At 57.1% G+C, this 14,855-nt stretch carries 13 protein-coding genes; 6 read left to right on the top strand and 7 right to left on the bottom strand.

Annotation, left to right across the window (positions count from 1 at the left end):
- Positions 1-45 precede the first annotated feature (45 nt).
- Complete coding sequence (locus tag GNX18_RS10895; RefSeq protein ID WP_138236839.1) at positions 46-645, bottom strand: TetR/AcrR family transcriptional regulator; 600 nt, start codon at positions 643-645, stop codon at positions 46-48.
- Positions 646-742: 97 nt separating this feature from the next.
- Here GNX18_RS10895 and GNX18_RS10890 point away from each other — a divergent pair, with 97 nt between their 5' ends.
- Positions 743-1,225 (top strand): HPP family protein, encoded by a 483-nt coding sequence (locus tag GNX18_RS10890; protein ID WP_205827870.1) that lies wholly within the window; start codon positions 743-745, stop codon positions 1,223-1,225.
- Between the two features lie 514 nt (positions 1,226-1,739).
- Here GNX18_RS10890 and GNX18_RS10885 read toward each other — a convergent pair.
- From GNX18_RS10885 to GNX18_RS10875, 3 genes are read right to left on the bottom strand one after another with little or no spacing between them, the layout of a single operon-like run.
- The gene (locus tag GNX18_RS10885) at positions 1,740-2,375 is read right to left on the bottom strand and encodes a hypothetical protein (RefSeq protein WP_205827868.1); all 636 of its coding nucleotides are present in this window, start codon (positions 2,373-2,375) and stop codon (positions 1,740-1,742) included.
- A 30-nt stretch (positions 2,376-2,405) separates the two neighbouring features.
- Complete coding sequence (locus GNX18_RS10880; protein ID WP_138236838.1) at positions 2,406-2,696, bottom strand: hypothetical protein; 291 nt, start codon at positions 2,694-2,696, stop codon at positions 2,406-2,408.
- 46 nt (positions 2,697-2,742) lie between these two features.
- Positions 2,743-2,913, bottom strand: coding sequence for a DUF2986 domain-containing protein (locus GNX18_RS10875; protein WP_138236837.1), 171 nt, complete (start codon positions 2,911-2,913; stop codon positions 2,743-2,745).
- Positions 2,914-3,057: 144 nt separating this feature from the next.
- Here GNX18_RS10875 and GNX18_RS10870 point away from each other — a divergent pair, with 144 nt between their 5' ends.
- Positions 3,058-3,762, top strand: a complete 705-nt coding sequence (locus GNX18_RS10870; protein WP_138236836.1) for a hypothetical protein — start codon at positions 3,058-3,060, stop codon at positions 3,760-3,762.
- A gap of 40 nt (positions 3,763-3,802) precedes the next feature.
- On the opposite strand, the gene GNX18_RS10865 is transcribed toward GNX18_RS10870, so the two are convergent.
- From GNX18_RS10865 to GNX18_RS10855, 3 genes are all read right to left on the bottom strand, one after another.
- Positions 3,803-4,228 carry a GFA family protein gene (locus tag GNX18_RS10865; RefSeq protein WP_138236835.1) on the bottom strand — a complete coding sequence of 142 codons (426 nt, stop codon included), beginning with the start codon at positions 4,226-4,228 and terminating at the stop codon, positions 3,803-3,805.
- A gap of 154 nt (positions 4,229-4,382) precedes the next feature.
- Positions 4,383-5,699, bottom strand: coding sequence for a type II toxin-antitoxin system HipA family toxin (locus GNX18_RS10860; RefSeq protein ID WP_166217948.1), 1,317 nt, complete (start codon positions 5,697-5,699; stop codon positions 4,383-4,385).
- Positions 5,693-6,064, bottom strand: a complete 372-nt coding sequence (locus GNX18_RS10855; RefSeq protein WP_166217946.1) for a helix-turn-helix transcriptional regulator — start codon at positions 6,062-6,064, stop codon at positions 5,693-5,695. Before GNX18_RS10855 ends, GNX18_RS10860 begins: the two co-directional genes overlap by 7 nt.
- A gap of 341 nt (positions 6,065-6,405) precedes the next feature.
- Here GNX18_RS10855 and GNX18_RS10850 point away from each other — a divergent pair, with 341 nt between their 5' ends.
- The 4 genes from GNX18_RS10850 to GNX18_RS10835 all read left to right on the top strand — a co-directional run bounded on the left by GNX18_RS10850 (position 6,406) and on the right by GNX18_RS10835 (position 14,840).
- Positions 6,406-7,899 carry an MFS transporter gene (locus GNX18_RS10850; protein ID WP_166217944.1) on the top strand — a complete coding sequence of 498 codons (1,494 nt, stop codon included), beginning with the start codon at positions 6,406-6,408 and terminating at the stop codon, positions 7,897-7,899.
- 308 nt (positions 7,900-8,207) lie between these two features.
- On the top strand, positions 8,208-9,632 hold the full coding sequence (locus tag GNX18_RS10845; protein ID WP_166220570.1) for a sugar porter family MFS transporter: 1,425 nt from the start codon (positions 8,208-8,210) through the stop codon (positions 9,630-9,632).
- Positions 9,633-9,808: 176 nt separating this feature from the next.
- The gene (locus GNX18_RS10840) at positions 9,809-13,015 is read left to right on the top strand and encodes a glycoside hydrolase family 3 N-terminal domain-containing protein (protein ID WP_166217942.1); all 3,207 of its coding nucleotides are present in this window, start codon (positions 9,809-9,811) and stop codon (positions 13,013-13,015) included.
- A gap of 379 nt (positions 13,016-13,394) precedes the next feature.
- Positions 13,395-14,840, top strand: coding sequence for a cellulase family glycosylhydrolase (locus GNX18_RS10835; protein ID WP_166217939.1), 1,446 nt, complete (start codon positions 13,395-13,397; stop codon positions 14,838-14,840).
- Positions 14,841-14,855 lie beyond the last annotated feature (15 nt).

Raw genomic sequence — 14,855 nt, 5'->3', positions numbered from 1 at the left:
GGCCCAACAATAAGATTGCCTGTGAAACTGAGTGCACCGATGCTTTCATTCTTCAATAGAGGTTTTTTTTTGTCCTTGAGTGGCAGACAGCACACCTTCAATAATTTTCTTGGCTTGGAGCGCTGCATCGAGATTTCCCTGAACGTGCGCCAGCGATATTGCCCCCTCCTTCACGAGCACGATTAGTCGAGTTATCTCATCTTTCTTCTTTTCCGGAATAGACAACTTATCCACATGCTCTCGAATCAGGGCAGTTATAGCGGCCTTATGCTCGGAGCAGGCCTGGTGGATGATGTTGTCTTGAGCGCCGAACTCGGCGCTGGCATTTATAAAGAAGCAACCGTGAAAATTTTCGATATCCGCGACTCGACTGTGAAACCAGTCATCGAGTGCATTAAATAACTCCAATAGCGCGGGTTTTCCAGCAGGAACTTGCTCCAGCCTTGAGGTAAGCCATTTGCGGTAACTGCGGTCGCGAAAGCGAACTGCCGCCTCGACCAGGTGCTCCTTGCTGGGAAAGTGGTGGTAGAGCGTTTTCTTGGCGACTCCGGATTCAGCCAGCACTAAATTTATGCCAACTGCATGAATGCCGCGCGAGTAGAACAATCTAAAGGCTGTGCGAATGAGTAAATCCTGCTTGTCCACGGCAACTTCCTGACTAGACCAGACACTTGCATCTTGACATTGGTAGACTGAATTGTCTACCTTGGTGGACAGATCGGTCTACCTTGGAGATGTAGTCATGCCGCAATTCCTGTCAAAGTCGCGTTATTTCCTACCTCTGATAGCGGGTGCGGGCGCGATGCTTTGTATCACCGCTCTGAGCAGTCTGGGTGACGTCACTCAGCCCTCCGTGTGGTTGATGGCGCCATTTGGAGCAACAATGGTCATTCTTTTCGGATTGCCGGAAAGCCCGTTGGCCCAGCCCCGCAATATTGTTATCGGACATTTGTTGACTACCGCGATCGGCTTATTCGTTGCCTCCACGCTGGGCGTTACCTCTTGGTCGCTGGGGCTGGCGGTGGGGCTGGCGGTAGGCTCTATGCTACTGACAAATACAACCCATCCACCGGCGGGAGCCAACCCCATTGTTGTTATGCTCGCAGGTGAACACTGGGATTTTCTGCTGATGCCCGTGGCGACGGGAGCAGTTTTGATTGTGGCTTTCGGAGTGATTTATCACCGGTTTGTTACAGGGATCTCATATCCGAAAAAGTGGCTTTAACTGCACGTTTCTGAAGACCGGAGGCGCACTGCAGAAGACTATTGGTTTTGTAGTGGCTCAATTAATCGGGGTGCTCACGAAATATAGGCCTAGCATAATATGAGTCATATAGGTAGCGACACTAAAGTCATTGCAAACTAAGGCGATAAAGCAACTTTTCTTCTGTTAATTCTCGGTTAGCTGATCGCCGGTTTTTACATCGCTAAATAGGTCTTTCCTGTCTGCCACTCTTCAGCGATAGACCGGTTCGTAAAGAGCCGGGAGTTGATGCTCGACTGGCGCGCCCGCCGGAGAAGTCGCGACGACGTCCCTGGGGCGATTCGCTTTAAAGAAATTGAAGGCGGTACCCATGTGGCCAGCGTCCCCATATCTATCGATATGGGATGCATCCGCTGTTTAAGAAAAAGATAGAGGTTGCGAGAAGGGCGGTAGTGGCGGCTGCGCAGCATTGATCGCGTAGCCGGCTAACGGCGTGCTTTGGCGGCGCCAGCCGCCATGGTGATTGGCTTCGTATTTAGTCTCCGCCGCAACCACCCCCGCAGCCTGCGGTGTCTCCGCCGCATCCACTGCCGCAGCTTGTTCCGCATCCGATATGGCCAGCGCAATAGTCCTTGCTGCCGGGGCCGGAACAATTAAGCGTGTATCTGAATCCATCTGGTATTTCGAGTTCTGCATCAATTGCAAATAGCAAGGGGAGCTTGTGCGCGGATTTCGGTTTTATGTTTTCACGGTGGCAGGAGATTCTCCATGCCCGCTTGATGCCTTTTTGGGCGATGGTGGGCGAGCTCATGGCTTCCGCGGGTGTGTGGTGCAGGAAGCGGCCGAGGGCCTTGTTACAAAAGTGCTCGTATTTGCGGGTGAAAAGAATGAACTCGTGCCAAGCGGTATCCACTGCCTGTGATGGCATTGACACCATCCGGTTGCCTGCAATGTTGCAAACGTGGAAGTACTCCCTGAGGCCTTTCAGAACGCGTCGGGTATCCCTTTCACTTAAGTGTGGGTATTTCTCAACGATCTTGGTTGAGAGGGTACTTGGAAACTGAAAGGTATCGATCAGCCTCTCGCGCTTCACAATCAGCGAATTTCGATATCCCCGATAGCCCGTATAGAGCAGCAGGGTAATAAAGATGGCCGGTAAGATTATTTGCATAGGTTTAATGCCGGGCTCTACTGTGGATGATCAGAATTCTATATCAACGTCCGGGGTGCCCTTGCCGGAAAGGGCTCGGCCCAATCCCCGCAACAGCATGGCGATCGCACGAAATGGCAGTTCGATTATCAGCTCGCCAATATCCAGCCAGAAGGTGTCGGACTCCTTGTCCTTTTTCGGCCACAGGAAGTAGGCACAGAGGTAGATCACAATGGCACCGGCGAAAACGTATACATCAAAGCCCTGTGCGAACAGGTCGAATACCAGATAAATACTTGTGCTGAATAGTGCCGCAGAGAGCAGCTGTCGGATTGCGTGCATAGTTGTGCCTTCCTTGATGAATTGCAGCCAGAAATGCTGGTTTTCCTTATTTTTTATCGGTAGGGCTTGTCACTGGCACTTGCTCTCCGGCTTCCTGCCCCAGTTTCGCACGCTCTGGCTTGGATATGTAGCGCGGTTTGCTTTTTGGGTTGAGCTTGTCATTCGCCTTCTTGGCCTTCTTCTTCAGGATTTGATTCACTTTCTTTCTGCGGTTCATGACTATCTCAACAAGTACGGGGGATATGCTAGTGGTCCATGCGGGTGCACCCATTTTAACGTGACCGGCATATCGAACCAACGTGTGCTACATTGCGCGCGCTGCCCACACTTTCCCGCCCCGCAACCCATAAGTGAGCCCCACATGAAACCCTGGATCGAACTCGGCACCGCCCATATACCCAATGACGGCGGTCTGCTCACGCTGCGCCAGCGCGAGCAGGAGTTCTCCATCTCCCTATCCGGCCCCCGCGGTGAACTGATGAACAGCCGCCGGTTTCACAGCGAGCAGCAGCTGTCGGTACTCGGCTGTGCGCATCTCAGGAACCACAACAACGCGCGCGTTGTCGTGGGTGGTATGGGTATGGGCTACACCCTGGCTGCAGCACTCGAGACACTGCCGCCCAGCGCCGAGGTCATCGTGGCCGACCTGATTCCCGAAGTGGTGGAGTGGAACCGGGGTCCACTGGGTGCCTGCGCCGGACGGCCGCTGAACGACAGCCGCGTGGAGGTTCATATCGGTGATGTGGGCGAGCTGCTTAAAGGCGGCAGTGGCTACGACGCGGTACTCCTGGATGTCGACAACGGCCCCGAGGGGCTGACCCACAGTGACAACAACTGGCTGTATTCCGTTGAGGGTACCAGCTGTATCTACAGCTGCCTGGCCCCTGATGGTGTGCTGGCGGTGTGGTCAGCGTCACCCGATGCCGTGTACTCAACTCGCCTCAAAAAAGCCGGCTTTCAAGTCGAAGTGGTAACCGTACGTGAGCGCCCGGGCAAGGGTGCGCGACACGCCATTTTCCTGGCGAGGAAAACAGCGGTGCAGCGGACCAAACTGGCAGGGCAGTGACGGTTTCGCAATCAAATCCTGTTGAGGGCGTTTGAACCAATCAGGCCGTTGATGTCCGGGGTGGCAGCGGTTGCTGATCGAGGCGTTCCAGGGTGGGGTCGAGACAGGCCCAGCCTGGTGCGCTTGCGGCCCAGATATTCGCACTGGGTTTTACCGATGAGGGATCTTCCAGAGTGCCTGCACGCACAACCGTAAACTGGGGGCGGGCCGATGAATTGGCGAACAGGTGGCTGCCGCATGCCGGACAAAAGCGACGGGTGACTTGACTGCCGCTGTCGGCGGTACTTACATAACTGTTCAGCTCGCCGTTAATGTGTAAAGCCTCGCTTGGGACCACAAGGTTTACGGTGCCGTTGGCTGCGATATGTTGGCAGGTACGACACCAGCATACTCTGGTCATGATGGGATCTTCTGTAATCTGATACTTCACTGCACCGCAGAGGCAATTTCCGTTTCGTTCACTCATGGTTTTCTCCTTTTGAGCCCGATGTGGTTTGGGGCGGGTGGGGCAATGTTAGACCCTCCCGCTCAGTAGATTCCAATTGCATTTTTTCAGAGCACTCGAACCCCCGCGTTGCCCAGCACATATGCGCTCATTGTGCCCTTTTCTGGGCTTTTGGCTACACGCGCAATCTAAGATTTCCCTCAATCTCGTCGATCAATGAAGCCGGCACTTCATGCTCCACCGCCAGGTTTCGCCAGCGGGATACCTGCTCTACCACCTTATCCACGATATGGTCGATCTTCCTTCTGCTGAACAGCGGGCTGACCTTTTCCAGGCTGTAGATATCTTCGCGGGTGAAGTCATCGCGTTTTCCATTCAGGCTCAGCCAGTGATTGTTGACCCATTTGCTGCCTGGCTTATAGCTGTAGGCGAGGTCGTAAGCCGGCGCAAGCTGCCAGGTTTTTCCGACCAGCTGAAAGGCGAAATTCTTGGCGTGATCGTCGTGATTGCGCGCGACGATATTGAACACCATGCGCAGGAAAAGTTGCTCGGCCTCTTTTGTGCTGAGCTTCAGTTGTCGCGCCACGGCAAACAGTTCGCCGTAGGAAAACGAGCCGGGAATTTTGTAGTCCACATGGGCAATGCCGTTCAGGGTCTGGATATGGATCTTGTCATTGCCGCGGCGGTCGAAGCGCTCAGTGACGAAATGCCTGCGGTTACCTTCCTGCAGCAGGTGGCAGGGCATCATGTCGATGCCACAGTCGGTGGCCATCTGGTGGTACACGTATTCCATAGCGCCGAAGCCCATGGGGTCGCCGAAGGTTTCGCGATCCTTGTTGTGTTCACTGACGCCATCGAACTTCATCAGGTAGTGGGTGAAGCCCTCCGGTACTTCGGCTTGCCCGGAACGCACATGGCTGAAATCTTTATTGAAGGCGAGTACCGCTTTGGGGCGGGCACCGCCGGCGCTCATGCCGACGGACATCAATGCCATCATCGCCTCGCGGTTGTCTTCACCGGTTTTATCCAGATGCACGCTGAAGCCGCTGTGGTGGTCGAGCACTTCCTGGGCGATGGCCACCAGCTCGTCGATGGCAATGTCCTGAGAGGCGTTGAGCCTTTTGATGCGTGTGGCGGGGCTGTATTCCAGGGCGCCCATGCCGCGCTTGCCGGTGTACTGCAACCGCTGCAGCGGGCTGATGTCTGCGGGGTTTTTGCCCTGGGCGGCCATCCACGCGTTCAGTACTGCATTGCCGAAATCGTCGGGCAGGGAGTCGGCGATCAGTCCGGGCAGGCCGCGGAAGGTGTCAAAGCGCAGTTCGGGGAAGCTGTAGATGCGCCGCGCCAGCGGCATCTTGAGCGGGGAGAGTTCGATACCGCTGTCGAGAAATGCGGGGTCGTATTCGAAGGCGCCGATGCCGGTATCGGTATCGAAGCTGACCGCGCCGGCGGCCCGCCCCAGATAATTCACTTCAATGACTTCCATTACCATGCGGGTTCCTCCTGCTCGTCGTCTTCCCCCTGCTCGTCGTCTTCCCCCTCGTTATCGCTGCCCTTACCGCGCTGCCCCGAGGCCCGCTGGCGCTGTTTACCCTGCAGTTTGGCGAGCTGGATGGGAGAGGGCGGTTGTGGCGGCAGGAAATTGTCGAGCTGGGCGGTGAGATCGAGGGCCTGCAGTATGGCGATCAGCACCTCCAGCTGGGCCTTCCCCTTTTCCGCATTGAGCACGGCCTTGCGGCCGAGGCCGGCACGCTCGGCCACCTCTTGCTGGGTGAGGTCCCGGTTGAGGCGCGCCTGTTTCAGGCGCTGGCCGAGAGTTTCCGCAATGGCAGCGGGGGATTTCAATTCAAGGTTCATAAGGTGCTTTATTCGGGATTTAAGCGAAACCTTTATGGATTATGTCCCTATTTACGGATATTGCAATCTATTGAATTAATGTCCCCAATACGGGACTTATTTAATATAAATAGACCTTATGTCCCATTTATGGGTCTTAATGAACTTTTTCAGGTGACTTTCGCCATTGTTGACTCACGCTGCAAGGATTGCCGGCGCGCAAACATTGTTGCCCTCCACCCCCGCAGGGGAGGATGGCCGGCATTGTTCCGGCTGACACAATGCCTCGCATAACCAGAGCGCCGCACCGTATCAACCCGGTGTTCACGCCCGACATAAACAATAAACAGGCGGTTAATGCGATGAACAAACAGCCCAAGCTTCCCTTTTGGCAGGTATGGAACGTCAGCCTCGGTTTTCTCGGGGTGCAGTTCGGCTTTGCCCTGCAGAATGCCAACGCCAGCCGGATTCTCTCCGACCTCGGCGCTGACCTGCACTCCCTGTCCCTGTTCTGGATAGTGGCGCCATTGATGGGGCTGGTTGTGCAGCCGATCGTCGGCTCCGCGTCCGACCGCACCTGGAACCGCTTCGGTCGTCGCAATCCCTATATCCTGTTCGGTGCGATTGCCGCGGCACTCGGCATGGCATTTATGCCCAATGCGGGAATCGCGGTGGCATTCATTGCGCCGATCCTGTTTGGCGGCGTGATGCTGGCGCTGATGGATGCGGCCTTCAATGTCACCATGCAGCCGTTCCGCGCGCTGGTGTCCGATATGGTGCCATCTGAACAGCGCACCGTGGGCTACGCGGTGCAGTCCCTGCTGATCAATATCGGCGCGGTGATGGGTTCCATGCTGCCGTTTATCCTGACCAACGTAATCGGTCTCGAAAACACTTCCCGTTCGGGAGAGGTGGCGCCCTCGGTAATCTGGGCCTTCTACCTCGGCGCTTCGGTGCTGTTGGGCTCGGTGCTGTGGACGGTGTTCCGCACCAAAGAATACGCACCGGCGGAATACAACGCTTACAAAGGCATCGACGCCGACGCGGTGGCGCGTGAACTGGCGGAGCGCAAGTCCCTGGCCCAGCGCCTCGGCGGTTTCTTCCGTCTGCTAGTGAGCATGCCCAAGACCATGCGCCAGCTGGCGTTGGTACAGTTTTTCTCCTGGTTCTCCCTGTTCATCATGTGGGTCTACACCACCCCGGCCATCACCCAGCACGTGTGGGGTGTGGAGGCCAAGTGGTTTGATTCCCACTATCTCGCGTCCGTCGGTGAAGTTCCTGCGCACATTGCCGCCGCCAAAGGTGCTGCCGGTGACTGGGTGGGCATTATTTTTGCCGCTTACTCGCTGTTTGCCGCGCTCTTCTCCCTGGTGCTGGCGCGGGTGGCGAATACCATCGGGCGCAAGCTTACCTATGCGCTGTCGCTGCTTGCGGGTGGCGTGGGCTATATGAGCTTCATGCTGTTCCAAGGCGGTGACGCCACCCAGGTAAACCTGCTGGTCACGCAAGTGACCGTGCCCAGCGGTGCCGTTGGCCTGCTGCTGCCGATGCTCGGCGTGGGCATTGCCTGGGCGGCGATCCTGGCAATGCCGTATTCGATCCTTTCCGACGCGCTGCCCGCCAGCAAGACCGGGGTGTATATGGGCATCTTCAATTTCACCATTGCCGCGCCGCAGATTCTCTCCGCGCTGGTGGCGGGGCCGATTCTGGCCACCTTGTTCGATAACCAGGCCATCTACATCATCATGCTGGCCGGTGTGTTCATGGTGTGCGGTGCAATCTCGGTGTTCTTTGTGCGCGAACAGGAGCCGGTGACCGCGTCGGCGGACGGCGACGGTGAAGCCGCGACAGCCTGACCGGAGAAGGATAACAAGCCCCAGCGATGGGGCTTTTTTTTGGGCGGTGTCCGGCGGATTCGTGACTCTACGCGCCATTCCCGTACCAGGTGTTGTAATCGTTTACATAATCGTGTGATTAATTGTATAAATAGGCGGTCGGCCTCCCGCCCTGACCCATAGCAGGTTGAAGGGTATGGAGGAGGCTGACCGAGAATTAGATCGGAGCCGCCAAGTGGCCCATAGCGAGAGAGAGAACAAAAATGAATACCACCGCCAGCGGTGGTGCGGCCATTGATGCAAATGCTGGCGCCGCACCCGGAAACGAGATGTCCGAGGCTCTTCAGCGAGAGGCCATCCACTCAGAAACCAACCACGGCCTGGTCATCGCCATCAGCGGTGTGGCCACGATCGGCGGCTTCCTGTTTGGGTTCGACAGCGGTGTAATTAACGGCACCGTGGAAGGCCTGCAGACCGCATTCAACTCCGATTCTGCCGGTACCGGCTTCAATGTTGCCTCCATGCTGCTGGGCTGTGCCATCGGCGCTTTCTTTGCCGGTACCCTGGCGGATAAATACGGGCGCAAGGCGTTGCTGGTGGCCTCCGCCATCATGTTTATCGTTTCCGCCTGGGGATCCGGTATCGCCACCGGTTCGCTGGAGTTTGTGCTCTATCGTGTGCTCGGCGGTCTCGCCGTAGGGGCCGCGAGTGTTATGACCCCTGCGTATATCAGCGAGGTAGCGCCGGCGGCCTATCGGGGAAGGCTGGCCACGGTACAGCAGGTGGCAATCATCTGCGGCCTCACCGCGGCGTTCCTCAGCAATTACGCCATCGCCAAGTTTGCGGGGGCTTCCACTACAGAATTCTGGATGGGGTACGAGGCCTGGCGCTGGATGTTCTGGATCGAGCTGATCCCCTCAGCGGTCTTCCTTATCGGCCTGTATTTCATCCCTGAAAGCCCGCGGTTCCTGGTGGCCAGCGGCCGCGGCGATTCCGCCCGCAGTGTTCTGACCCGGCTGTTTGGTGCGCGCGCGGCGGCGGAGAAGGAGCGGGATATCCGCGCCTCTCTCGCCGATGACCACCGCCCCAGCCTGTCCGATCTGAAAGACGCCAAAACCGGTAAGCTGCGCAGCATTGTGTGGGTGGGCATTGGCCTCGCCGTGTTCCAGCAGTTGGTGGGCATCAATGTGGTGTTCTACTACGGCGCGGTGCTGTGGCAGTCCGTGGGCTTCACCGAGAATGATGCGCTGCTGATCAACGTGGTGTCCGGTGCGGTGAGCATCGCCGCGGTAATCGCGGCGCTGGTACTGGTGGACCGGATCGGCCGCAAACCACTGCTGTGGTTTGGCTCCATCGGCATGGCCGTGACCCTGGCGATCATGGCGGTGTCCTTTTCCCAGGCCACTCTGGATGAAACCGGCGCGCTCAGGCTGTCGGACTCCATCGGTACCATCGCGCTGCTTGCGGCCAACGCTTACGTGGTGTTCTTCAACGCCTCCTGGGGCCCGGTGATGTGGGTCATGCTGGGAGAAATGTTCCCCAATCAGATTCGCGGTTCGGGTCTGGCGGTGTCCGGTCTGGCCCAGTGGCTGACGAACTTCGGCATTACGCTTTCATTCCCGGTGCTGCTCGTCAGCATCCAGCTCTCCGGCAGCTACGGTATCTACGCTATCTGCGCCTTTATCTCGATCTTCTTCGTCGGCAAGTACGTGCGCGAAACCAAAGGTCGCGAACTGGAGCAGATGCAGGGCTGAGTTTCCGATTGCATCGGCTCCCCCACGGGTCTGTAAGACTCGTTTGAACCCGCGGCCTCTGCCCTGAAAAGGGCATGCCCGGGAATTTTTTTAGCTTGATGCAATTTATATGATTAACCCGATTAAATCGTCGGGGCAGACTAACCCTTCAAAAAATAATAACGAGGGCGATCTTCATGAATGTAACCGTCATCCGGGGCATTTCGCGCAAGGGAAATCCGCTGCGTCAACTGCTCGCCGCCAGTATTTTACTGGCCGCTATTCCCTCGGCTTCCAGTGCAGCTGAGCCCACGCGCAACCTCGACCTCTGGCCGCAAACCCGAAGCCCGCAAGTTTCCCCGAGTGTGGAAAGGCAGGTGGAGGCGCTGCTGAAGAAAATGACCCTGGAAGAGAAGGTCGGCCAGATCATGCAGCCGGAGATCCAGTCGATCACGCCGGAAGAAGTGAAGAAGTACCATATTGGTTCGGTGCTGAATGGCGGCGGTTCCATTCCTGGACGCAAGGAAAATGCCGGGCCCGACGACTGGCTGGCATTGGCGGATGCGTTCTGGGAGGCCTCCATGGACACCCGCGATGGCGGTGTGGCGATCCCGGTGTTCTGGGGTACCGACGCGGTTCACGGCAACGGCAATCTCACCGGCGCCACTCTGTTCCCACACAATATTGGCCTCGGCGCCAGCGGCAATCCAGAGCTTGTGCGCGCGATTGGCGCGGCTACGGCGCGCGAGGTGCGCACCACCGGTGTGGAGTGGGTATTTGCCCCCACCCTGGCTGTTGCCCAGAACGATTTATGGGGGCGCACCTACGAAAGTTACAGCGAAGATCCCGCCGTCGTAAGACGCTTTGCTTCCGCCATGGTGGAGGGGTTGCAGGGAAGAGTTGGCAGTGACGAATTTCTGTCGGAAACCCGTGTGCTCGCATCGGCGAAACATTTCCTCGCCGACGGCGGTACCTTTGAAGGCGACGACCAGGGCGATGCGCGGATCAGCGAACAGGAACTGGTCGATATCCACAACGCCGGTTATCCCGCCGCTATCGAAAGCGGTGTGCAGACCATTATGGCCAGCTTCTCGGAATGGAATGGTGAGAAGCACCACGGCAACAAATATATTCTCACCGATGTGCTGAAACATCGAATGGGTTTCGATGGTCTGGTCGTGGGCGACTGGAATGGCCACGGCCAGGTGGTGGGGTGCACCAACGATAACTGCCCGCAGGCGATCAATGCCGGTATTGACCTGCTGATGGTCACCTACGACTGGAAAAATATGATCGCCAACACCCTCGCTCAGGTGAAAAGTGGAGAAATCCCAGAAGCGCGTCTCAACGACGCCGTGCGGCGCATTCTGCGGGTGAAGCTGCGCGCGGGTCTGTTCGACAAAAAGCCCTCCGAGCGCGCGCTGGCTGGCGATGAACGTGTGGTGGGCAGTGCGGAGCACCGCGCTCTGGCGCGGCGCGCGGTGCGCGAAAGTCTGGTTTTGCTGAAGAATAAAAAGGGAATTCTCCCGCTGAAGCCCGACCAGAATATTCTGGTCGCCGGCCCCGGTGCCAACAGCATCGCCATGCAGTCCGGTGGTTGGAGTGTGAGCTGGCAGGGTGCGGGCATCCCCAACGAAAAATTCCCCGGAGCTACCTCCATTTACGCGGGGATCAAAAATGCGGTGAAGGCCGCCGGTGGCAATGCAGTCCTTTCTGAACATGGTGACTTTGCGAATAAGCCAGACGCGGCGATTGTCGTGTTTGGTGAATATCCCTACGCGGAAGGGCAGGGAGATCGCAATACCCTGGAATTTGAGCCGGGTAACAAGAAAAGCCTGGCGCTGCTGAAGAAACTCAAAGCGCAGAATATTCCCGTGGTTTCCGTATTTCTCTCTGGGCGCCCGCTTTGGGTCAATCCGGAAATCAATGCCTCTGATGCTTTCGTGGCGGCCTGGCTGCCGGGCACAGAAGGCGATGGCGTGGCGGACATGCTGATCGCCGATAGCCACGGCAGGGCGCGTTACGATTTTACCGGGCGGTTGTCGTTCTCCTGGCCCGGCCTGCCTCTGCAGGCAAAGCTGAACCCCCACCACGACGATTACAAACCACTGTTTGCCTCCGGCTATGGCCTGAGCCTGGCGGATAAGAAAGGCGGGCCAAAACAGCTTGCGGAAAATGTACCCGGCCTGGTGCGCGGCGAACCAGAATCCTACGCCTTGTATGACGGACGCCCACTGCAACCCTGGGGCATTCAGATCGACGACTTCGAACAGAACCAGCTACTGAGCGGGGCCTTCGCCAGATTGCCCAGTGGCCGCGTCAGTGTGGTTACCACGGATAAAGACGTGCAGGAGGATGCGCTCACGTTCAAGTGGCAGGATACCTGGCTCGCCAGGCTCAGCCTGAAACACGGTGGCCCGTTGGACTTGTCCAATTATGTGGAGGAAGGCGTGCTGTCGTTTGACTTGAAGGTGGACGATCTCGCCAATGGCGATCTCGCGCTGGAGGTCCAGTGTGGCGATAACTGTGAACGTCGCGTGGAACTGACGGTACCCGCGCGGAAGGCACAGGGCGAAGGCTGGCAGCGTGAGAGCTACAAGCTCAGCTGCTTTGTACGGGAGGGCGATGATTTCTCCAGTATCAGTGTTCCCTTTGCTCTGCGCGCCGGCGGCAAAGGTCAGGTAGCGGTTGCCAATGTGCGCCTGGAAAAATCCGCCCGCGCCAAGGACCAGTGCCCGGACTACCGCACACTTTCCACTACCCCGGCTACCCGCCACGAATACTGGTCGCAGGGATGGTGGGATGAGCGCTTTGAACGCAATCAAAGGCGCCTTGCAGAGGGCGGGGTCGACCTGCTGATGCTGGGAGACTCGATTACCGAAGGCTGGGAGCGGGAGGGAAAAAATGTCTGGGAAAAATACTACGCGGATCGCAACGCAGTAAACCTTGGCTACGGTGGTGATCGCACGGAAAACCTGTTGTGGCGACTGCGAAATGGGGAACTGGATGGTATCAGGCCGAAAGCCGGCGTGGTGATGATTGGCACCAACAATACCGGCCACAGGCTGGAGGACCCGGAGTTGACCGCAGCGGGCATCCGCGCTGTGCTTGACGAGCTCACCGCGCGCCAACCGCAAATGAAAATTCTGCTATTGAGTATTTTCCCCCGCGATCCGAAACCGGGTACCCCCATGCGTGAGGTAAATCTCGGAATCAATAACATCATCAAGGGGTACGCAGACAACGAGCAGATTTTTTATCAGGAAATCTACAGTGAATTTCTGCAGCCGGACGGTGAACTAACCAAGGAAATTATGCCCGATTACCTGCACTTGAGCGAAAGTGGCTATCAGATCTGGGCGGAAGCGATGGAACCCACGCTGTCGAAATTACTGGTGCAGTGACGATTGTCAGCTTGGACTGCTGGACCTTTTAAGGCGTCCCTTGGGAATGCTTGTCGAGATGGCGGAAATGTGAGGATGTCATCAATAAATGTCGCGCTAATGTTCACAGAGTTGCCATTATTTGAGTTGCTGAAACGTCTTAATGGTGAACTGGAAACTCTGTTGCTTTTGCATGAGTAGTTTGCGTGAGTTGGTGTGAGCTTGGGTGGGTGTGTATTCCCTGCCCGTTTTTTTCTCGCATCACTATTTCACTTAATAATAAATAAAAACTCAGTTTCTTCTCACACCTTATCGAGCATGTCTGGTCACGCGCGGCATCGTCCATTGCGTGGCCGGTGTGTCGGTTTGCTATTTGGCAGATTCAACAAGGTGAAGAGAGATGAAACTATTACAACGATTGGGTGGGAAATCCCTGCTCCGCAGTGCAGTGGCCACCGGATTTTTAATTACCTCCCTGCACGGATGGGCAGGCTTTTCTATTGACGATGGTCAACTGCTGGACGGCAATGGTCACGTGTTTGTCATGCGCGGCGTCAATCATGCCCACACATGGTATCCGGGGCGCACGCCACAGGCTCTTGCGGACATTGCCGCTGCCGGAGCCAATGCGGTACGGGTGGTGCTTGCCACTGGCGGGCGCTGGAATCGGAACAGTGGCGCCAACGTAGCGGCAGTGATCGACCAGTGCAAGGCCAATTCCCTGATCTGTGTGCTTGAAGTACACGATGCGACAGGCTGGGGCGAAGATGCCGCGGCGATTCATATATCCGAGGCTGCGGAATACTGGGTGAGCCCGGACATTGTCCAGGCCCTTAGTGGTCAGGAAGATTTTGTTCTGATCAATATTGCCAACGAACCCTTCGGCAATTCTGTTTCAGAAATCAACTATGTAGAAGGGACTACCGCAGCAATCCAGCGTATCCGCGATGCGGGGCTGGTCCACACTATTGTGGTGGATGCCTCAAGCTGGGGGCAGGACTGGGAAAACTACATGCGCGCGAATGCGCCGCAAATTTTTGCCGCTGACCCGCTGGCGAATGTGCTTTTCTCCGTACACATGTATCAGGTCTATGCCGACCACAGCACCATCGCCAGCTATATGCAGGACTTTCAGCAAATGGGACTGCCGCTGATCGTGGGAGAGTTCGGCCACGAGCATCAGGGGCAGCCGGTAGACGAGGATGCCATTCTCGCGGAAGCCGAAGCGCGCGGAATCGGTTATCTCGGCTGGTCCTGGTCCGGCAATACCGAGCCCTATCTCGATATGGCCCTGAATTGGGACCCGGGCAATCTTTCGGCCTGGGGTGAACGTCTGTTCAACGGTGCCAACGGCATCGCATCCACGGCGACGTGCGCGACGGTATACGCGAACTGCGGTAGTGGATCATCCAGTGGTGGTTCCAGTTCATCTTCCGGCAGCTCATCCTCCAGTAGCTCGTCTTCCAGCAGTTCATCTGGTTCATCGTCATCCAGTGGGTCGTCTTCGGGCAGTTCTTCCGGTTCCTCTTCAGGCTCTTCTTCCGGGTCCGGCCTCACCTGTAGCGTAAGCGGCCTCAACGACTGGGGTTCCGGTTTTGTGCTGGGCAGTGTGACGATAACCAATAGCGGCAGCGCGCCGGTTGACAACTGGTCGGCCGCTTTGTCATTCGAGCAGCCTGTTGTCATCAGTAATGCCTGGAGCGTACAGCTCGCCGCCAGCAGCGGTAGCACGATTGTCGGCCATGCGGTGGAGTACAACGCAAGCCTGCAACCGGGCCAAAGCGCGACCTTCGGTATGCAGGGCGCGCCGGGCAATATTTCCCTGCCCGGGTGCACTGTTCAGTAATTTCCCCCGCGGCCT

Source organism: Microbulbifer sp. SH-1, assembly GCF_011326135.1.
Classification (GTDB): Bacteria; Pseudomonadota; Gammaproteobacteria; order Pseudomonadales; family Cellvibrionaceae; genus Microbulbifer; species Microbulbifer harenosus.
This window is presented reverse-complemented; position numbering and strand designations above follow the sequence as displayed.